The sequence below is a fragment of the Nonomuraea sp. NPDC059194 genome (genome assembly GCF_042754765.1).
Taxonomy (GTDB): domain Bacteria; phylum Actinomycetota; class Actinomycetes; order Streptosporangiales; family Streptosporangiaceae; genus Nonomuraea.
On sequence record NZ_JBHZBH010000061.1, the window covers coordinates 1 to 19767 of the forward strand.

General features: G+C 69.3%; 15 protein-coding genes. 4 read left to right on the forward strand and 11 right to left on the reverse strand.

Annotated elements, in window-relative coordinates:
- The first annotated feature begins 155 nt into the window (after positions 1-155).
- Complete coding sequence (locus ACFXJ8_RS40935) at positions 156-596, forward strand: MFS transporter (protein WP_379650482.1); 441 nt, start codon at positions 156-158, stop codon at positions 594-596.
- 70 nt (positions 597-666) lie between these two features.
- On the opposite strand, the gene ACFXJ8_RS40940 is transcribed toward ACFXJ8_RS40935, so the two are convergent.
- Positions 667-1569 carry a hypothetical protein gene (locus tag ACFXJ8_RS40940; RefSeq protein ID WP_379650484.1) on the reverse strand — a complete coding sequence of 301 codons (903 nt, stop codon included), beginning with the start codon at positions 1567-1569 and terminating at the stop codon, positions 667-669.
- On the opposite strand from ACFXJ8_RS40940, the gene ACFXJ8_RS40945 reads away from it, so the two are divergent.
- A complete protein-coding gene (locus ACFXJ8_RS40945) occupies positions 1547-2032 on the forward strand; it encodes a DUF6461 domain-containing protein (protein ID WP_379650486.1) in 486 nt (161 codons plus the stop codon). The two genes, ACFXJ8_RS40940 and ACFXJ8_RS40945, sit on opposite strands and share 23 nt — an antisense overlap.
- Before the next feature lie 18 nt (positions 2033-2050).
- Here ACFXJ8_RS40945 and ACFXJ8_RS40950 read toward each other — a convergent pair whose 3' ends face one another.
- Both ACFXJ8_RS40950 and ACFXJ8_RS40955 read right to left on the reverse strand, forming a co-directional pair.
- A complete protein-coding gene (locus tag ACFXJ8_RS40950; RefSeq protein WP_379650488.1) occupies positions 2051-2572 on the reverse strand; it encodes a DUF1080 domain-containing protein in 522 nt (173 codons plus the stop codon).
- 232 nt (positions 2573-2804) lie between these two features.
- A complete protein-coding gene (locus tag ACFXJ8_RS40955) occupies positions 2805-3365 on the reverse strand; it encodes a hypothetical protein (RefSeq protein ID WP_379650490.1) in 561 nt (186 codons plus the stop codon).
- Positions 3366-4140: 775 nt separating this feature from the next.
- On the opposite strand from ACFXJ8_RS40955, the gene ACFXJ8_RS40960 reads away from it, so the two are divergent.
- Positions 4141-5232: an integrase core domain-containing protein gene (locus ACFXJ8_RS40960; RefSeq protein ID WP_379650492.1), complete on the forward strand. Its 1092-nt coding sequence runs from the start codon at positions 4141-4143 to the stop codon at positions 5230-5232.
- Positions 5233-5392: 160 nt separating this feature from the next.
- Here the strand turns inward: ACFXJ8_RS40960 and ACFXJ8_RS40965 are convergent, their stop codons facing one another.
- The 8 genes from ACFXJ8_RS40965 to ACFXJ8_RS41000 all read right to left on the reverse strand — a co-directional run bounded on the left by ACFXJ8_RS40965 (position 5393) and on the right by ACFXJ8_RS41000 (position 16571).
- Complete coding sequence (locus tag ACFXJ8_RS40965; protein WP_379650493.1) at positions 5393-6229, reverse strand: EamA family transporter; 837 nt, start codon at positions 6227-6229, stop codon at positions 5393-5395.
- A 7-nt stretch (positions 6230-6236) separates the two neighbouring features.
- Entirely contained in the window at positions 6237-8243 is a 2007-nt protein-coding gene (locus ACFXJ8_RS40970; protein ID WP_379650495.1) for a phosphocholine-specific phospholipase C, read from the reverse strand.
- A 15-nt stretch (positions 8244-8258) separates the two neighbouring features.
- Positions 8259-10145 (reverse strand): glycoside hydrolase family 5 protein, encoded by a 1887-nt coding sequence (locus ACFXJ8_RS40975; RefSeq protein ID WP_379650497.1) that lies wholly within the window; start codon positions 10143-10145, stop codon positions 8259-8261.
- Positions 10145-12145 (reverse strand): beta-galactosidase, encoded by a 2001-nt coding sequence (locus tag ACFXJ8_RS40980; protein ID WP_379650499.1) that lies wholly within the window; start codon positions 12143-12145, stop codon positions 10145-10147. The genes ACFXJ8_RS40975 and ACFXJ8_RS40980 overlap by 1 nt, the downstream gene beginning before the upstream one ends.
- A gap of 4 nt (positions 12146-12149) precedes the next feature.
- A complete protein-coding gene (locus tag ACFXJ8_RS40985) occupies positions 12150-12989 on the reverse strand; it encodes a carbohydrate ABC transporter permease (protein WP_379650500.1) in 840 nt (279 codons plus the stop codon).
- Between the two features lie 2 nt (positions 12990-12991).
- Complete coding sequence (locus ACFXJ8_RS40990) at positions 12992-13963, reverse strand: carbohydrate ABC transporter permease (protein ID WP_379650502.1); 972 nt, start codon at positions 13961-13963, stop codon at positions 12992-12994.
- Between the two features lie 2 nt (positions 13964-13965).
- The gene (locus tag ACFXJ8_RS40995; RefSeq protein ID WP_379650504.1) at positions 13966-15234 is read right to left on the reverse strand and encodes an ABC transporter substrate-binding protein; all 1269 of its coding nucleotides are present in this window, start codon (positions 15232-15234) and stop codon (positions 13966-13968) included.
- Between the two features lie 131 nt (positions 15235-15365).
- The gene (locus ACFXJ8_RS41000; protein ID WP_379650506.1) at positions 15366-16571 is read right to left on the reverse strand and encodes an ROK family protein; all 1206 of its coding nucleotides are present in this window, start codon (positions 16569-16571) and stop codon (positions 15366-15368) included.
- A gap of 107 nt (positions 16572-16678) precedes the next feature.
- Here ACFXJ8_RS41000 and ACFXJ8_RS41005 point away from each other — a divergent pair, with 107 nt between their 5' ends.
- Positions 16679-18757 (forward strand): alpha-galactosidase, encoded by a 2079-nt coding sequence (locus ACFXJ8_RS41005; RefSeq protein ID WP_379650507.1) that lies wholly within the window; start codon positions 16679-16681, stop codon positions 18755-18757.
- Positions 18758-19767 lie beyond the last annotated feature (1010 nt).

The following is a 19767-nucleotide window of genomic DNA, read 5'->3' on the forward strand; positions in this document are numbered from 1 at the left end:
CTGCAGACTTTACTCGCCACCTGGACCGGCGCTTGTCACGTCTGCTGCCAGCCGTATTCGCCCCACAACACTTCGTAACCTAACGAAGTACTACTAGGCCTCGGCTTCAGCCCGCTGTGGGCCGCCGTGGCGGGCATATACCACTGTCGGTCGGCATGGTCGTCGGCATGGGCGTGGTCCAGGCGGTCATGCGTCATGGCCGAAAGGTCCTGCACGTCGGAGCCGTGACGATGACGGCCGGTGTCCTGGCCCTGGTGTCGATGCTTGGCTCGGAAGCCGGATTCTGGCAGCTCGCTCCCGCCCTGCTCATCACCGGGCTGGGATCTGGGCTGATCATGGGGCCCTACTTCGACATCGTGCTGGCCGGTGTCGAGCCGCACGAGACCGGCTCAGCCTCCGGCACGCTCACCACCCTCCAGCAGGTCGGCGGCGCACTGGGAACAGCCGTACTCGGGACTGTGTTTTTCAGCGGGCTGAGCGCCGGGACTACCGCAGTCGCCCACACTTTCGGGATCGTCGCCGGGATGATCGCGCTGACCTTCCTGGCCGGTTTCCTTCTGCCCAGAAAGGCCCGCGAGGCAGAACCCGCCTCCTGACCAAGTCGCCGAGGCCGTATCCGCCGCAACTTGGTGGTGACGTCGATCGTGTTGTTCTGCAGGTCGTCGATCACCAGTCATCGGTGATGAGGTGCTTTGGCGGGGCTGTGATCTTGACGGGTTCTCCCCATCCTCGATAAATGATGTTCATCGTCATGGTCTCGGCCTTACCGCCCTCCGGCCGGGTGAACCTCATGAGGGCGTGGAAACGTCGCGGCAGGTTGTCCGGACCCACCCAGAGTTTCCAGGTGATCGGCCCGCCCCACGAGGCATCCACCTCCTCGGCCCCGAAGAACATCCCGGCCTGTCGCTCACCCAGCTCGGGAACCGTCACCGTGCCGCTGTGGAGGGTCGTCTTCACTCCCTCGAACGTTCCGCCGTCGGCGCTGGTCGCACCGTGAGAGGCGCTCAGCTTGAGGAAGCCCGGGTTGATCCCGTTGATCAGGTCCTCTCCCCAGATGACCCCTGCGAAGTTTCGCCCGTAGCTCCATTTCCCCACCGTCGACGGCGACTTCCAGATGTACTTGCCGTCCTTGGACCGCACGTAGGCCTGTGAGTAGAACTCCCGGCCGATGCTGATTCCCCGGGACCGGCCTGTCCCCCCTGGCTGCTGGGAGATCTCCGTGGTGTCGGCGGCGTACACGCCTGAAGGCCTGAAGCGGTACGCACCGGACGCCTTGATGTCCCAGGTGGCTGGGGGCCCGCCGCGTCGTTTGACGGAGAAGCGCAGGCTGCTTTTCTTCGCGAACTGCTTCTTGATCGCTTTGACGACGGAGCCGAGAGACTCCGATTCGGGAGCCGCATGCACAGCGCCGCCGGGAATCGTGACGCTCAGCAGGCCGGCTTCGCAACCACCGTCCTGGAACCGAATGGCCTGCTCACAGCCTTCTGCGGCACGTGGGGTCGACATCATTGACACCGATGAAGTCGCCCGCTGGTTCGGCGCCGACGTGGCGACCAAGCGCAGCATCACGATCCCCACGATGTGGGAGGATCCCGCCTTGGAAGACTTGGACGCCCAGCCCAACATGATCATGACGTCCTGCGAGGGTTCCTGGAATATGTCACTGGAGCCGGGTTTTGGCCAAGGCGCGCGCAGCAAGGTCCTGCAGAGCTTGTCCCGGGGCGGGCACACCGCCATCAACTTCTATTGGACCGTCAACGCCACCAACCAACTGGCGGTTGCCCACGACGGCCGGGTGATTGCCGGATTCGAGATAGACATCATGGCGCGCACGGACTGGTGGGGTTCCAATCCCGCCAGTCTGACTCCGCATCTCACCGGACTTCCCATCGGCGAGACCTTCGGACTGAGCTTCCCCGAGTACCGGCTGGCTGCCTTTGTCCTCCTCAGCCGTCTCACGGGTGGCCAGATTCTCAGCCACGATGCCCTCCAGCAGCCCATGACCCGCTACCTGATCACCTCGTCGCAGTAGCAGGGCGCGCTGCCGCGCCTACCAGTGAATCGCCCCGGGGTTCGTGGAGGCCGAAGTGGTCGGCAGTCTGCGGCTGGAGTTGGTGTTGGCGAAGGTGGTGACCTGCTGCCCGTTGAGCAGCACGGTGTAGTCCTGGCCGCGCACGCGGATCTCGTAGTCGTTCCATTTGCCAGGTGGCCTCGCCGCCACCGGCGTGTAGGTCTGGTCCGTGGCTCCGTAGATGGTGCCGGTGCGGTGCATGTCCGCGCCGTCGGGCCAGTCCAGATCGTCGATCTGGGCCTCGAAGCCGAAGTGCGCCGCGACCCAGGCGGGTTCTCGTAGCCCTTGCCGGTGGGGTCGGGGAAACAGACGAACACGCCCCCGTTCGAGGCGCGTCAGTCGGTACTGCAGGCGCACCGAGAAGTCGGTCGGCAACGGGCGGGTGCACCACAGCAGGCCAAGACCGTTACCGGGGATGGCCTGCAGCGCGCCGTCAACGATCTGGAACCTGCCGGCGTAGACCATCCGCCAGACGCTCATGTCGGTGCCGTCTAACAGCACCTCGTAGCCATCGTCGGAGACGAATCGGCGGGCCGGTGTGAATGCTCGGCCAGCCGGCGGGCGAGCGCGACGCCGGCGAGCCCCCGGCCCTGCTCCAGGAAGATCCCGGCCGGTCCTGGCGACCCCGGGACATCCTCCACCGACATCAACCTCGGCACCTTGTCCCTGGCACGCAAGTAACCCCAGAAACCGACCCGGAACCTCGGCTACGCGGAGGTCCCTTCGACCTGGGTCAGGAGCGGGTGTCCAGGTAGGCGCAGCCTCTAGGGGAGACGCGGTAGCCGGTCTCCAGGCTGATAGTCAGTCCCAGATTCTTGAGCTTGCGTACGTTGAGCTTGAACGTGGGCAGGTCCTGCCCTACGCGGGGAGCCAGGTCGCCGGCCCGCACCCCCGGGTTGGCCGCGATGAGATCGAGCGTCGCCACCGCCCACGGGCCGAAGCGGTCGAGCCTGGCCGTGATCGCGGCGACCTCGTCCGGTGTGAGCGTCGCCGACCCGGCCAGGATGTCACGCGGGTCGGGCGCGGCGACCAGATGCAGCTCGATGCGGTGGATCGGCTCGGAGCCCCGGCCGTCCAGGTCCCGCTTGAGCGCGGCGCGGTCGGGATAACCGGCCGCGCGGGCCTCCTCGTAGGTCATGTCCGTGACGACCTCGACCGAGGTGACCTCGGCGAGCAGGCCGTTGCCCATGCGGTACCGCCCGCCCGGCCTGACCTGGCTGCGCTTCCAGCGGCGGAAGGCGAGCGAGATGGTGCCGTCGGCGATGCCTTCGCGCAGACGCGCTTCGAAGAGCATGATCTGACGCTACCCCGGGGGCGGAAGCCGCGTGCCGGGACGCGTCGGCCATCAGTAGCGGTAGCGGAGCTGGCCGGTGGCGGTGCGCCCGTACAGTGCCGCCCGCTCCCTGTTCTCCGCGCTCAGCCGCGGCGCCTGCGTGTCGAGCAGCGCCGCCCCGTCCGATCAGCCCGTTCCAACAACTCTGCCGACAACTGGCAGCCCAGATCCCAGGACGACCTCAATGATCACCAACAGCATCCAGACTTTGATCCAGAGCCAAAAGTTCGTGTCCGTCCACACCATGGCCTCTGTCACGGCCGTTTGATCCACACCGGATCGGCACACGTCCGCCCACCCTTCTCCTGTAAGGTCGCGCACATCTTGAACACGTCGATCCGGGAGATGAAGGTCCGGTCCGTTCCGCACCCCGCACGGTGATCGTTGCTGTCGGGGACGGTGTAGATCCCGACAGCAACGAGGTGGCGTACTCGCCGTCGATGCTGTACCCGTCGTCGTGCCGGTCGCACACCGTGATGCGGGTGCGGTCAGCCGAGACGCGGACGCTGGGCACCGATCGCAGACCCGGCGGATCGTGGGTCTCAAGATACTTCGGCGAGACAGGCCCGGCGGATTTGAATTCTGGCAGGCGCAGGGTTCGACCTGTCTCGCCCGCGCGCCTGACGATCGTCGGGTCGTGAACGACATGGTCGGCTTGAGAGAGCCCTTGGCGAGGATCGGCGTGCCGCTTGAACTGCACGGATGAGGTTTTCGGCAGGCGCAATGATGATCTCTCGTGCTGCTGCGCCTGGCCTACCTCGCCGTCACGAACACCTTCTCGTTCATGCGACTGCTGCCGATGGCGGATCGTGACAAGGAGATCGAGATCCTGGTGCTACGGCATCAGGTGACGGTGCTGCGGCGACAGGTGGCCAAGCCCGTGTTCACTCCGGCGGACCGGTTTCTCCTCTCAGGACTGCTCCACCATCTACCCATGGACAAGCTACGGCAGCTGATATTGCTGGTCCGCCCAGACACCCTCCTGCGGTGGCACCGCGATCTGCTGAGCCGTCGGCACGCCGTAGCCAGCGCACCCCGATGGCCAGGACGCCCGCGCACCGTCCGATCCATCCGCGCCCTGGTGCTGCGGCTGGCCCAGGAGAACTCCACCTGGGGCTACCGGCGTATCCACGGCGAACTGGCCGCACTCGGTATCAAGGTCGCCGCCTCCACCGTATGGGAGATCTTGAAGGAACACGGCATCGCTCCCTCCCCTCAACGCACCCACACCGGTTGGGCCGACTTCCTACGCGACCAAGCCGGCGCACTCCTGGCATGTGACTTCTTCGAGGTGCGCACCCTGACCGGGGCACGGCTCTACGTGTTCGCCGTCATTGAGCACGCCACCCGGCGCATCCACATCCTCGGCACCACCGCCCACCCCACCGGCCAGTGGGTCACCCAACTCGGCCGCAACCTCCTCATGGACCTACACGAGGCAGACACCACGGCCACTTTCCTCATCCGCGACCGCGACGCCAAATTCACCGCGGTCTTCGACGCTGTGCTAGCCGACGCTGCAATACAGGTCGTCACAACAGGCATCCGGATCCCGCGAATGAACTCGATCATGGAGTGCTGGATCCAGACCTGCCGACGCGAACTGCTGGACCGCACCCTGATCTGGAACCAACGTCACCTACTCCACACGCTGCGAGAGTTCGAAACGTTCTACAACGAACATCGGCCACACCGGACTCTCAGACAGGCAGCTCCCCTCCGGCCGCTGCCTGAGCCGAGCACCATCCCAGCCGGGATTACCCGCCTTGACATCCGCCGACATGATCGGCTCGGCGGCGTCCTCGGGGAGTACGCGCATGCAGCTTGACCTGGACGGATGAATAATCGGCACCCGCAGCCTCCCAGGTCGATCCCGGGAGGTCGTTTATACGTATAAGCAGTTAATAGGCAAGGACGGGCTCGGGTCGTTGTCCACCAGGGTGTGGCTCCGATCGGGGACGGCGCGGTGCCGCGGGGCGGGCCGGTCGTCAATGCGCGGACAGCAGGATGACGCCGACCGTCACGATCCCGGCCGCGGCGATGCGCCGGGGGCCGAGCCGTTCGGCGAAGAACAGCGTGCCGATGAGCGCGCCCCACAGGATGCCCGTCTCGCGGAGCGCCGCGACCTCGGCGAGCGCGCTGCCGGTCTGCGCCCACAGCACCAGCCCGTACGACAGCATCGAGATCGCTCCGCCGCCGGCCGAGACCCGCCAGCGGTCGCGCGAGGCGGCCACGATCGCCCGGCCGCGTACGGCCGCCATCAGCGCGAAGGCCAGGACCCCCTCGACGGCGAACATCCACACCGTGTAGCCGAGCGCCGTACCGGACTCCCGTACGCCTATGCCGTCCACCACGGTGTACGTCGCGATGGTCGCTCCGGTCAGCATGGCCGCCGTCACGGCCTGCCGGGACGGCATGCGCTGCCGTCCCGCCCCGGCGAGCGTCAGCGCCGCCAGCCCGCCGCATGTCGTGGCCAGGCCGCACACCTGGAGGATCGTGAGCCGTTCCCCCAGGAACGTGGCCACGACGGCGACGAGCAGCGGCGCGCTCCCCCTGGCGATCGGATAGACCTGGCCGAAGTCGCCCAGCTCGTAGCAGCGGATGAGCAGCAGCATGTACACCAGTTGCATCGCGATCGAGACGACGCCATACGGCCAGGACCCGGGCGCGGGTGGAGCCACGAAAGGCAGCAGCGGCAGGCAGATCAGCGACTGGGTGATCCCCATGACGCCGAAGGCCGCGTGCCGGTCGGGCACCGCCTTGGCGAGCGCGTTCCAGGTGGCGTGCAGCAGACCGGCGAACAGGACCGCGACAGCGGAGAACACGGGCGCGTCAGCCGGAGACGCCGGTACGGCCGTCTTCGAGGCGGCCCATCATCCGGCGGTGGAAGGACGGGTCCTCGGCGACGGTCAGCCGCAGGTCGTACCAGCCGGACGCGGTGTCCCAGTCGACGACCGCCCGGTCCCCGGCCGCGACGGCCACCTCGCGCCGGTCGGCGCCGTAGGCGAGTGCGTCGAGCGTGAACGTCAACGGCGCCGGTCCCGGGTTGGCGATCGTCACGGTGAGCCGCCGGCCGTCGCCGCGGGAGGACACCGCCGTCCTGGCCGCCGGGCCCGTACGCGAGCCGGTGAACTCGCGCCGGAACCCGTTCGGGCCGGTGAGGGTCAGCTGGTAGCCGTCCTCTCCGACGGGGACGGTGAGGGACTGCGCGCCGAGCACGTCGAAGTGCCGCGGGAACGCGAACTCCCCGGCGTACGGGTAGAGCGCGAAGTGGCTGCCCCGCTCCCCGGCGTCCGTCATGGTGACGAGCAGCCCGTCGTCCGCCAGGACGGCGGACGCCTCCGGCCGATACGGCAACGGCCGGGCGGGCCGTGCGCCGGGCTCCTGTGCGGCGAGCCGCCTCTCGGCGGGCGGGGTCGCCGGCCAGCGCACCCGGAACGGGGGCACGGTCACGGCCGCCTCGGCCGTCGGCGCCGCGGGTACGGCAGGCGGCGCCGACGTGAAGTCGAACGCCGAGGTGAGGTCTCCGGCGACCTGCCGCCGCCACGGGCTGATGTTGGGCTCGGCGACGCCCAGCCAGCGTTCCACGAAACGGATCGTCGACGTGTGGTCGAACACCTCCGAGCAGACGTACCCGCCGGCGGTCCACGGCGACACGACCGTCGTCGGCACGCGGTAGCCGAGCCCGATCGGCAGCCCGTCGACGAACTCGTGCGCGGTGCCTTCCGGCGGCAGCGGAGGCGGCACGTGGTCGTAGAACCCGTCGTTCTCGTCGAAGGTGAGGAACAGCGCGGTCCGCTCCCACACCGAGGGGTGCGCGGCGAGCGCGTCCAGGATCTCGTAGACGAGGCCGGCGCTGTGCGCCGGGCTGGACGGGTCGGGGTGCTCGGAGTACGCCTCCGGCGCGACGATGTAGGAGACCTGGGGCAGCCGCCCCTCGGCGACGTCCGCGCGGAAGGCCGCGGCGAGCCACCCCGGCGGGACCCGGTGCAGGCCCCGCTCGTACGCGTCCCGCTCGGCCGGGGTGAGCGCCTCGACGCCCTCGCGCAGCGCCGCGAGCATCTCCTCCCGCTCCTCCGCGGGCCGCCCGGCGATCGACGTGTAGAAGGAGTGCAGGCTCCGGCAGGGCGTGTGGGCCAGGGCCTTACGGGCGACGCGCTTGAAGGACGCGAAGTAGTCCAGGGAGTTGCACTGGTAGTTGTCCCACTCCTGGTAGACCCGCCAGCTCTTGCCCGCCGTCGTCAGCCGCTCGGGATAGGACGTGTGCGTGTAGCCCGGGTGGGTGTCCTCGTCGCAGGCGTCGTTGGCGGTGGTGCGCCGCCCGGACGGCTCGTGGTCGACGGTCCCCGACCAGTGATAGAGGCGGTTGGGGTTGGTCGGCCCGAACATCGAGCAGTGGTAGGCGTCACACAGCGTGAAGGTCTCGGCCAGCTCGAACTGGAACGGCAGGTCGCGGCGGTCGAAGTGGACCATAGCCCCCGGCCCCTTGCCCGCGATCCAGCCGTCGTGCCAGCCGCCGCCCCTGGTCCGCTGCCCGGTGTCCCACTCGTGGTCCACGCCCTCCACGTACTGGAGGTCGCCTTCGGCCAGGTTCCGGTCGCCCATGCCGTCGCGTACCGGGTAGGGGAGGACTCCGGACTGGTCGAACACCGGCCTGCCGTCCGGCAGGGTGATGGCGTTGCGGTCGCCGAACCCGCGCACTCCGCGCAGTGTCCCGAAATAGTGGTCGAAGGAGCGGTTCTCCTGCATGAAGAACACGACGTGCCGGAGGGCGCCGAGCCCCCCGGGCGGCGCCGGCCGGGCCAGCGCCGCCCGCAGGGACGGGGGAAGAGCAGACAAGGGAGGAGATGCCTTTCAGAGCTTGCGGCAGTACAGGGCGTCGGGCGTACCGTAGCGGCCGGCGCGGTAGGAGAACGCGATCCCGGCGGCGTACTCGTCGGAGGCGCACTGCGCCTTGTAGTAGCCGGTGGCGTAGTCGCCGCCCTCGCCGGAGGCGGGACGGCTGTTGCCCCGGTCGTCCCACAGCGTCCGTCCGGCCCCGGCCAGCGGGATCCGGCCGGGGGCGCAGAGGACCGCCGACACCTTGTCCCCGCGCAGGCTGTATCCGATCATGAACTGGCCGGTGGGGCACTGGTACTTGGTGAACGTGGACGCCCAGTCTGTCGTGACGTTCTCGCTGGTCACCACGGTGGCGGAGCCGGAGTCCCACAGGTTCGCCACGCCGGCGTCGGTGCACAGCCCGCCCTGCCCCTTCTGGCTGATGCCGATCAGGCGCTGGTCGTCCGGGCAGGACAGCTTGCGCGCGCCGGAGTCCCAGTCACCCTGGGCGCGCATCCGCGCGGACTGGTTCGCGTCGGCGTGGATGCCCCGGAGCATGGACCAGGTGCGCACGGGCGCGACCTGCCCGGTGTACCCGGTGGCGGCGACCAGCCGGCGCCAGTGCGCCGCCCGCCAGTCGTCGGTGTCGAGCACGGTGCGCAGGCCGCCGTCGACGGCGTAGCGGACGAGCCCCCAGGTGTTGCCCTGGTCGTTCTCCTGGAAGCCGACCATCGGCCAGTACGCGAAGTCGACGTCGTTCTCGATGAGGAAGTCGACCACGTTGGCGAACCAGGTCTTGTCCTGGTCCGTGGCGACCTTGCCGACGCCGAACTCGCTGATCCAGACCGGAGCGGTGAAGTGCCGCTCCGGGGTGGTCGCCACGTAGGTGGCGCTGTCGCGCATGGCCGTGAAGAGGTCGGCGCGGCTCAGTTCCCGGTAGCGGTAGTCATGGGTCTCACCCAGCCCGTCCGCGCCGGTGTGCTGCGGGCCGGTGTAGCCGTAGAAGTGCGCGGCGTAGACGAGCTTGTGCGAGCGGACGAGCGTCTGCGAGAGCGTGGCGACCGGCTTGAGCAGCGGCCGGTCGTGCCAGACTCCGTCGAGCGGGATGCCCGACCAGTTGATCCCCTCGATCATGATCAGCATGTCCGGGTTGGCCTCGGTGAGGATCCGGTCGCCCGCCCGCTGGGCGGCGGCGGCCCAGTCGTGGTCGTCGCCCAGGCCCCAGTTGGGGTTGTCCCAGGTGTCACGGCGTACCTCGTTGCGCAGGTCGGCGCCGACGACCCTGTTGTTGGCCCGGTACCGCCGCGCCATGAACACCCAGTCGTCCAGCCACTTCTGGGTGCTCTGGCTGCTGTTCCACCGCTCGTTCCCGTCGACGCCGCAGCACCAGCGGGTGGTGGTCGTGTGGTTGTTGAGGATGACTGCGAACCCGTCGGCGGTGAGCCCCTCGACGACCTTGTCGAAGACCTGGAGCGGGGTGAGGCCGCGCAGCTGCGGGTTGGCCGCGACACCCGCGTCGGTGACGGGCCGCGCGTCGGTGATCATCTCGTTGGAGAACGGCAGCCGGACGCTGTTGACACCGAGCGCGTGGAAATCCGTGATCAGCTTGCTCATCGGGACCCGGTCCAGGCCGAGCGGGACCCGGTGAGAGGTCTCCGACGCGTGGTTGTTGGCCGGGTCCTCGTCGTCGCCGCTGCCGGTCCAGGTGCCGCTGGAGCCGTGCCAGTTGCCGGACTGCAGTTTGAACCGCTTTCCGGTGGCGTCCACGACGTAACGGCCCTGGGTGCTGAGAGGTCCTTGCCAGGACGCCGCGAGGGGGGTCGATGCGAGGGGGGTCGGTGCGTCGGCGGTCGCGGGCTGGGGGGCCACGGCCAGGCCGCCGAGTGCGGCGGCGAGCACCGCCAGTAACGCTCGTGCTCTCATCAGGACTCCTCGGGAGGGGAGTGACGCGCGAGGACCGCGACGTCGCGAGGGTGGAGGATGACCTGCTCGACCTGGGGACGCCCCGGAGCGAGCAGGTGGTGGAACGGCCTCGGCAGATCGACCGTGCGGGCCTGGGTGGTGTGGTTGAGCAGCAGCAGGAACTCCCGGCCGCCACCCGTGCGCACCGCGGCCTGCACGCCGTCGGGCAGGCCGCGCAGCACCGGCCCGGCGCCTGCCTCGGCGAGCGTCTCGGCCACGACCGTACGCATGATCGTCTCGTCGGGACGGGTCGCGACGTAGCGGACCGTGCCCGCGCCGAACCGGTTCCTGGTGACCGCGGGCGTGCCGTCGGGGAAGGCCAGCAGGACGTCCGCGCCCTCGATGCGTACGTCCTCCCGCCACAGGTCGGCGCTGCCTTCTCCCAGCGGGAACGTCTCACCCTCGGCGGCGGGGCGGTACTCCTCGACGCGCAGACCGAGCACCTCGCGCAGCGGTCCCGGGCAGCCGCCGTGATGGACCAGGTCGTTGCCGTCCACCACCGAGGTGAAGAACGACACCAGCAGGTGGCCTCCGGCCGTGACGTAGTCGGCCAGCCTCGCCGCGTGCTCCTCGGTGAGGAGATAGAGGTTGGGGATCACGACCAGCCGGTAGCCGGACATGTCGGCGCCGGGCGGCAGCACGTCCACGCCCACGCCGAGGTCGAACAGCGGGCCGTAGTGATCAAGCGCCCGGTCGACGGCCTTCAGCCCGTCGGACGGATGGGAGTCCAGTTCGAGCGCCCACCAGCTGTTCCAGTCGAACAGCACGGCGACCTCGTTCGCCACGCGGGTCCCGGCCAGCTCCGGCACCGCGGCCAGCTCGGCTCCCAGAGCGGCGACCTCCCGGAACACCCGGGTGTCCGTACCCCCGTGCGGAACCATCCCGGAGTGGAACTTCTCCGCGCCGCCGCGTGACTGCCGCCACTGGAAGTACAGCACGGCGTCGGCGCCGTGCGCGATCGCCTGCCAGCTCCACAGGCGCATCTGGCCGGGCTCCTTGATGCCGTTGCGCAGCCGCCAGTTGACCGCCGACGGCGCCTGTTCGACCAGGTACCACGGGTCGCCACCGTGCGCGCAGCGCGCCAGGTCGTAGGCGAGGCCCGCCGCCACGTGCGCGCGCGGCCAGAACGGGTCGGGGTAGCTGTCGAGCCCCACGATGTCCATCCGGTCGGCCCAGGAGTGCACATCCACCGGCTTGTGGTGGGCCAGGAAGTTGGTCAGCACGGGCACATCCGGGGTGACGCGTCGCAGGATCGCCGCCTCGACCTCGAAGCACGCGCGCAGCGCCTCGTTGCTGAACCTCTTGAAGTCCAGCTGCTGGGCCGGGTTGGCGTACGTCGGCGCGAGCCTGGGGGGCAGGATCTGGTCGAACGAGGTGTAGCGCTGGGACCAGAAGTCGGTGCACCAGGCCGCGTTCAGGTGCGCGATATCGCCGTACCTCTCGCGCAGCCAGCGGCGGAAGTCGCGGGCGGACTCGTCGCAGAAGCATTCGGCGACGTGGCAGCCGTACTCGTTGCCCACGTGCCAGAAGCCCAGGGCGGGGTGGTCCTTGTAGTGCTCGGCGAGCGCCTCGACCAGCCGGGCGGCCCGGTCGCGGTAGACCGGGCTGGACGGGCAGTAGTGCTGGCGGCCGCCCGGCGACAGGACCGCGCCCGATTCGGTGACCGGCAGGATCTCCGGGTGCTCCGTGGCCAGCCACGGCGGCGGTGATGCGGTCATGGTGGCGAGGTCCACGGTCACTCCCGCAGCCGCCAGCTCGTCCATCACCGCGTCGAAGTAGGAGAAGTCGTACGCGCCCGGCGCGGGCTCGACCCGCGCCCATCCGAAGACGCCGACGGTGACCAGGTTGACCCCGGCCTCGGCCATCAGGCGCACGTCCTCGGCACGGATCTCGTCCGGCCACTGCTCGGGGTTGTAGTCACCGCCGAAGCCCAACCCGACCAGGCGGTTGGTGAAACTCATGTGCTCAGTCCTTCATGCCAGTGGCGGCGATGCCCTGGACGATGTAGCGCTGCGCGATCAGGAAGACCGCGACAAGCGGGAGGATCGTGACGACGGCGCCGGCGAAGAGCGCGGGAAGGTTGATCGTCTGTGCGGTCAGGAACGTGGACAGCGCGATCTGGGCGGTCCACGATTCCGGGTCCTGGCCGATGACGAGGGGCCAGAGGAAAGCGTTCCAGCTCTCGATGAACGACAGCGTGCCCAGCGAGGCGAGCAGGGCGCCCGAGTTGGGCAGTGCGAGCCGCCAGTACACGCCCAGATGGCCGAGGCCGTCCAGGCGGCCCGCCTCCTCGATCTCCTGCGGGAACTTCAGGTAGAAGTTGCGGAACAGCAGTACCGAGAACGCGTTGAACAGGCCGGGTGCGATGACACCCCACAGGGTGTCGACCCCACCCATCGCACTGACCAGCACGAACGTGGGCACGAACGTGGCCGAGGTGGGGATCATCAGGGTCACGATGACGAAGGACATGATCACGCCGCGGCCGGGCACCGAGATGCGGGCCAGGGCGTAGCCGGCCATCGAGCCGAGCAGGGTGGAGACGGGAGCGGTGACGATCGCGATGACGAAGGAGTTCCCGAGCGCGTTGGCCATCGGCACTGACGGGTCGTCGAACACGTCCATGAAGCCCTGCAGGGTGAACGGGTCGGGCAGCCAGTGCCAGTCCGGGTCGGTGATCTGCAGTCCCGTCATCAGCGAGGCGCGCAGCATGAAGTAGAAAGGCGCCAGGAACAGTACGGCGGCGACGCCGACGACCAGGTAGGTCAGGATCGTCACCGGAGTCCTGCGCGTGGTCTTGCGCATGGTCAGTCCTTCCGGCCGAATCCGACGAGGCGGCCCTGCAGCAGGGTCACCAGGACGATCAGCAGGGTCAGCAGGAACGCCCCCGCCGAGCCCACGCCGTAGTCCTGGCCCTTGAGCGCCGTGTCGTACAGGAAGACCAGCGGCGGTCGTACGGGGGCGGTGGAGTTGCCGGTGGTGGTCATGAATACGTTGTAGAACTCGTCGAAGGCCTGGAATGCGGCGATGAGGATCAGCATGAGGATCGCCACCGAGGTGTTGCGCAGCATCGGCAGCGTGATGTGCCGGAACTGCGCCCACCGGGACGCTCCGTCCAGGGAGGCCGCCTCGTACAGATGGACCGGGATGGCCTGGAGACCCGCCAGGAAAAGGATCATGTAGAGGCCGACCTGGAGCCACAGGCGCACCGTGATGATCACGATCCAGTACAGGGGCGGGTCGGTGCTGGCGATCCACGACTGGACGTCCCAGCCGAACAGCCCGCCGATGGTGTTGGCGACGCCGGACGGCAGGCCGTTGAACAGGCTCATCTTCCAGACCAGGGCGGCGACGACGTAGGAGACGGCGGCCGGGATGAGGAAGCTGGTGCGGAAGAAGGCCCGGCCACGGCGCATCCCGTGCAGCAGCACGGCGAGCCCGAGCGAGATGCCGAACGTCACCGGCACGATGAAGATCGTGAACAGGATGATCCCGGTCATCGAGGACCGGAACGCCTCGTCCTCGAGCAGGGACGTGTAGTTGTCGAAGCCGACCCAGGATCCGAGATCGACGGTGCCGCGTGCCTCGCTGAAACTGAGCAGGAAACTCCAGCCGATGGCGAGGTATTTGAACAGGCCGAGGCCGAGGACCATGGGGGCGGTTAGCAGGGTGAACGCGCCCACGGCCCGCCAGTCGGTCCGCCGCCCGCGGCGGCCGGGCCGGACCCCAGCCGGGCGGGCGGTCGTCGCCGCCCGCCCGGTCGTGGCGGTGTCTGACATGGTCAGGCCAACTGCTTGTCGAGCTCGGCCTGGGCCTTCCCTGCGGCCTCGTCGAGCAGCGCCTTGGCGTCGCCCCCGCTCTTGGCGATCTTCGAGACGGCCTGCGCGAACGCGGAGTCCATCGTGGTGTTCCACAGGTTCGGGTAGGCCCTGCTGGTGTTCGCCAGGATGTCGGCGGCGTCCTTCGCCTGGCCCGAGCTGAACTCGGTGGTCTGCGCCGCGACGCTCTTGCGCGCCGGGACGTGGAACCCGTAGCTGACGCACCAGTCCTTCTGCAGCTCCGTCTGCTTGATCCAGAGCCAGTCGATGTACTTCTTGGCCTCTTCGACGTGCTTGCTCTTCGCGTTCACGGCCGCGAACCAGCCGCCGATGCGGGAGACCGGCTGGCCCGTGTCGCCGAACTTCGGCCACGCGAGGACGCCGAAGTCGTCACCGAGCGCCTTCTTGATGGCGGGCATTGCCCACAGACCGCACCACTGCATGGCGGCGGCGCCCTGGACGAACGCGCCCGGGTCGTACCAGTCGGTGGTGAAGTCGAGCAGCAGCGACTTGTCGTCGTGCAGCTGCTTGAGGCCGGAGATCGCGGCGATGGCCTCGGGCGAGTTGAAGACGACCTTCTTGCCGTCGGGGTCGAGCAGGTCGGCGCCGTTGGACCACATCAGCAGGTACGCCGCGTTGCCGATGCCGTCGGAGCCGACGAACAGGCCCTTCTGCTCCCGGCTGGTGAGCTTCTTGGCGGCTGCGGCCAGCTCGGCGAAGGTCTGCGGCACGGCGATCCCGGCCTTCTCCAGGGCGCTCTTGCGGTAGTACAGGACCATCGCGTCGTCCATCATCTTCAGGCCGTAGAGCTTGCCGTCGGCCGTGGCGGAGTCCAGCGACGCCTTGGAGTACTCGGCCTCCTGTCCCTTGATGATGTCGTCGAGCGGAGCGAGCAGGCCGTTCTTGACGTCGACGTACTGGAAGTCGCCGATCTCGAACAGGTCGGGCGCCTTCGGGGTGAGCAGCGTCGAGTGGAGCTTCGCGGAGTAGTCACCCGCGATCCAGTTGACCTTGATGGCGATGTCCGGGTTGGCCTTGGTGTACTCCTTGGCATACCGGATCACCGCCTGCTGTGTGCCGGCCTCGCCGTAGGCGTGGTACCACTGCTCCAGCGTGACCTTGGCGCCGGCCTTGACGGCGTCGTCCTTGCCGCACGCAGCGAGCGCCACACCGCCGACGAAGAGGAGTGAGCCGCCCAAGAAGGCGCGGCGGGATGTCAGGGAAGTGCTCATTCGGGGGGTTCCTTCCTGGGGCCGGGCGCCCGTCGGCCCATGAGGTGGGCCTGTGTTCCCGGAGACGGTGCTGGGTCGTGATCCGCGGATCCTCTCGGCTTCGCCGTGGCGGAGATCCGCCGAAACGCTCCCTAGCCTGGGGATGTGACCAGGGACTGGACGGCGACGGCCGCCGCGCCGCGCGCCCATTCCTCGAACGGCAGCGGACGGATGATGAGGCCGCACCGCCCCGCGCTGCCGTACGCCTGGGCGGAGAACGCCTCGCGGATCGATTCCTCGAACAGGTCGTAGGCGTCGAGTCCCTCGCCGGAGACCACGAGGCTCTCCGGGCCGAGGAGGTTCGCCACCACGGCCAGGCCGAGGCCGATGGCCCGGCCGGCGACGGCGAAGATCTTGCGGAGGACCTGGTCGCCTGAGCGGGCCAGATCGACCGCCTGGTCGATGGTGAGGTCGTCCACTCCCGTGGCGCGGCGAGCCTCGGTGAGCAGTGCCTGGGTGGAGGCCACCGCCTCCAGGCAGCCCGTCGCGCCGCAGTGGCAGCGCGGTCCCTCGACGCCGATCGGCACGTGGCCGATCTCCCCGGACACGCCGAACGCGCCTGAGACGAGACCGCCGTTGACGACGAACGCGCTGCCTATGCCGGTGCCGATGGTGACCAGCGCGAAGGAGGACGCGCCGACGCCCGCGCCGAACCACTGCTCGGCCGCCGCGAGGGCCTTGACGTCGTTCTCCAGGGTGGTGGTGAGCCCGGTGGCCTCGTTCAGCAGCGCGGCGAGCGGGACATCCCGCCAGCCGAGGAAGGGCGAGTAGCGCACGATGCCGGCGGCGCGGTCGACGTCGCCGGAGATGGCGACCCCGAGCCGGTGGGTCCGCTCCCGGAATCCGGGCTGCTCGTCCAGCAGTTCGGCGACGATCGCGGCGAGGGCCGCGACCACGTCGGCGGGCTCCATGGGGGACTCCGAGGCGTCGGTCCGCACGTCGAAGCCGGGTACGGCGTGGTGGCGAGCGGCGACGATCCGGGAGCCGAGGTCGGTGACCACGCCGATGAGGTCATCACCGGTGATCTTGATGCCGATGAAGTACTCGCGTTCGGGCGCGATCGCCAGCGGGCTGGCGGGCCTGCCCGCGCCGGGCGCCGTCCGCTCGGTGGGGGCCAGTTCCCGCAGGTAGCCCGCCTCGATCAGGGGGCGGGCGGCTTTGGTCACCGCCGCCGACGAGAGGCCGGTGAGCCTGCACACGTCGACCCTGCTCACCGGGCCCCGGGTGAGGACCATGGTGAAGACCGCGCTGGCGGCGGGGCTGGTGATGGGCGCCCCGGAGCCCTGGCTTCTCGGCATGCGAGTTACCGTAGGGTTAACTAATTAACTTCGTCAAGAATTTAATTCAACGCGGATCGGCGATACATTTCCCGGATCGACGCCGACCCCCCGCGAGGAGTGCCCCCGTGATCGAGTACGACCCCCGGCACCGGATCTGGCTGCTCAGCACGCCGACGACCGCGTACGCGCTGGGGCTGGACGACGACGGCACGCCGCGGCACGTGCACTGGGGACGCCCTCTGACGCTGGAGCAGGCGGCGGCGGTGCCGCGGTTCCGCGACCCGGCGGACAGCAGCTTCGAGCACCCACGGGCGGACGGGGCGGAGCTGCCCGTCACCGGGTACGGGCCGTCCGCGCTCCAGGTCCGCTTCCCCGGCGGCGGACAGGAGATCGAGTGGCGGTACGACGGCCACGCGGTGGACGGCGGCCACCTGACGATCCTGCTGAGCGACCGGTGCCATCCGCTCGCCGTCGAGCTGCACTACCGCGTGCACACGGACGTCGACGTGCTGGAACGGTGGACTGTGCTGCGGCACACCGGGGACGGCGCGCCGATCGCGCTGCTGCGCGCGGACTCGGCCTCGTGGGCGGTTCCCCACCTGGCGGCCTACCGGCTGAGCCACGTGACCGGGGCGTGGGGGAGCGAGTTCCGGCTGCGCCGCGACGCCGCGCCCGGGGGCGAGACCGTGCTGACCAGCCGGCGGGGTGTGTCGGGACACCACGCCAATCCGTGGGTCATGATCGATGACGGCGCGGCCGGCGAGGAGTACGGCGAGGTGTGGAGCTCCGCGCTGGCCTGGAGCGGGAGCTGGCGGATCACGCTGAACCGTTCGCCCGCCGAACGCCTGAGCTGGAGCGGCGGATTCGGCCACGAGGGCGTCACCTGGCGGCTGGAGCCGGGCGAGACGCTGGAGACGCCGGTGTTCGCGGGCCTGTACCGCCCCGACGGGTTCGGCGGGACGAGCCGGTCCTGGCACGCCTACATCGCGCGGCACGTGTTGCCCGCCGCCTCCGAGTCGCGTCCGGTGCTCTACAACTCGTGGGAGGCGACCGGCTGGGCGGTGACGGAGGAGGGGCAGAAGCGCCTGGCGGGCCTGGCGGCCGAGGTCGGCGCGGAGCTGTTCGTCATGGACGACGGCTGGTTCGGCGCGCGCGACACTGACGAGGCCGGGCTCGGCGACTGGACGCCGAACCCCGGCAAGTTCCCCGAGGGGCTGGACGGGCTGATCGCCGAGGTGCACCGGCTCGGCATGCGGTTCGGGATCTGGGTGGAGCCGGAGATGGTCAATCCGGACAGCGACCTCTACCGCGCCCATCCCGACTGGGTGCTCCGTCAGCCGGACCGGCGCAGCACGCTGCTGCGCAACCAGTTGGTGCTCGACTTCGGTCGGCCCGAGGTGATCGAGTGGGCGCACGACTGGCTGGACCGGCTGGTGGCCGGACACGCGATCGACTTCCTCAAATGGGACATGAACCGGGCCTTCACCGAGGTGGGACGGCCCGGGGCCGGCGACCCGGGCCGGGTGTGGATCGAGCACGTGCGCGGCGTCTACGAGGTGATGGACCGGCTGCGCACCGACCACCCCCGGCTGCGGATCGAGGCGTGCGCGGGCGGTGGTGGCCGGGTCGACCTCGGCGTGCTGCGCCGTACCGACGAGGCATGGACCTCCGACAACACCGACGCCGCCGACCGGATCGCGATCCAGCACGGGTACGGGCAGATCTATCCCGCCCGCACGATGGCGGCCTGGGTGACCGACAGCCCGCACTTCCTGACCGGCCGGGAGCTGCCGCTCCGGTTCCGCTTCCATGTGGCAATGGCCGGCGTGCTCGGCGTGGGCGGCGACCTGTCGCGCTGGAGCGCCGCCGAGCGGGCGGAGGCGGCGGAGCTGGTCGCGATCTACAAGGAGATCCGCCCGGTCGTCCAGCACGGCGTTCACCACCGGCTGGGAGAGCCGCCGCTGACCGGCGCGCAGTACGTCGCCGACGACCGGGTGGTCGTGCTCGCCTGGCGGCTCTCCTCCCGCTTCGGGGCCCCGCCCGTCCCGCTGCGGCTGCGCGGCCTGAACCCGGACGCCCGTTACCGCGACGACGACACGGGGGCCGTCCACCACGGGGCCGTCCTCCTGGCGCACGGCCTGCCCCTCGAACTGCCGGGCACCGACCACGCCAGCGCCCTCGTCCGCCTGACCCGCATCCCCTGAATCACTCCTACAAGGTCAGGGCGGTGGTGAGGCGGATGTCGTCGAGTGCATGCCCGGTCTGGAGCAGGTAGTCCCGGAGAGCAGGCGCCATCCGTGCTCGCTCCAGACCTCGGCCGCGCGGCGCGGGATCTCGACGGGCTGTCCGGTGCCAGAAACTGGTAATGAGGTCTGACCTGGTCTTCTAGGCTCGGCTCTCGTGCTGTTTCGACTTCTGCATCTGCTGGTGGTCAGGGTGTTCGGCTGGCTGGTGCTGCTCACACGGGGCAGCGCTTCCAGAGAGGTAGAGATCTTGGTGTTGCGGCATGAGGTCGCGGTGCTGCGTCGCCAGATCGCCCAGCCCAGGCCAGACTGGGCCGATCGGGCGCTGCTGGCGGCGCTGGCCAGGCTGTTACCCGCTCGCCTTCGGCTGCATCGCATCGTGACGCCTGGCACGCTGGTTGCCTGGCACCGCAGGCTGGTCAAGACGAAGTGGACCTACCCCGCCAAGCAGGGCCGGCCCCCAATCTCCGAAGAGATCCGCGATCTGATCGTCCGGTTGGCGCAGGAGAATCCACGATGGGGCATCGGCGCATCCAGGGCGAGCTCCTCGGTCTTGGATACAGGGTGGGGGAGGGGACGGTCCGCCGGGTCCTGGCGGCGGCGGGGTTTGGGCCCGCACCGCGCCGGGCTTCACCGACCTGGCGCCAGTTCCTCAGCTCTCAAGCCTCCGGCATCCTGGCATGCGACTTTCTCCACATCGATACGGTGTTCCTCAAGCGTCTGTGTGTGTTGTTCGTCATGGAGATCGAAACGCGGCGCGTGCATATCCTCGGTGTCACGGCTCATCCGACCGGTGCCTGGCCGAGTACGAGCGCCACTACAACCAGCACCGGCCGCATCAGGCACTGTCACTACGCCAACCCATTCATGATCCGGCCGAGGTGGTCGATCTCGCGGCTCGAATAGAGGGACGAAGCGCCGTCTGCGGTCTGATCCGTGAGTATCGCAGAGCCGCTTGACGACGTGCGAAA

What these genes read in the sequence shown, in the direction of transcription:
- ACFXJ8_RS40935 (WP_379650482.1), top strand. Translation starts at nt 156, where the DNA reads ATGGTCGTCGGCATGGGCGTGGTCCAGGCGGTCATGCGTCATGGCCGA.
- ACFXJ8_RS40955 (WP_379650490.1), bottom strand. Translation starts at nt 3,365, where the DNA reads ATGCTCTTCGAAGCGCGTCTGCGCGAAGGCATCGCCGACGGCACCATC.
- ACFXJ8_RS40975 (WP_379650497.1), bottom strand. Translation starts at nt 10,145, where the DNA reads ATGAGAGCACGAGCGTTACTGGCGGTGCTCGCCGCCGCACTCGGCGGC.
- ACFXJ8_RS40980 (WP_379650499.1), bottom strand. Translation starts at nt 12,145, where the DNA reads ATGAGTTTCACCAACCGCCTGGTCGGGTTGGGCTTCGGCGGTGACTAC.
- ACFXJ8_RS40985 (WP_379650500.1), bottom strand. Translation starts at nt 12,989, where the DNA reads ATGCGCAAGACCACGCGCAGGACTCCGGTGACGATCCTGACCTACCTG.
- ACFXJ8_RS40990 (WP_379650502.1), bottom strand. Translation starts at nt 13,963, where the DNA reads ATGTCAGACACCGCCACGACCGGGCGGGCGGCGACGACCGCCCGCCCG.
- ACFXJ8_RS40995 (WP_379650504.1), bottom strand. Translation starts at nt 15,234, where the DNA reads ATGAGCACTTCCCTGACATCCCGCCGCGCCTTCTTGGGCGGCTCACTC.
- ACFXJ8_RS41000 (WP_379650506.1), bottom strand. Translation starts at nt 16,571, where the DNA reads ATGCCGAGAAGCCAGGGCTCCGGGGCGCCCATCACCAGCCCCGCCGCC.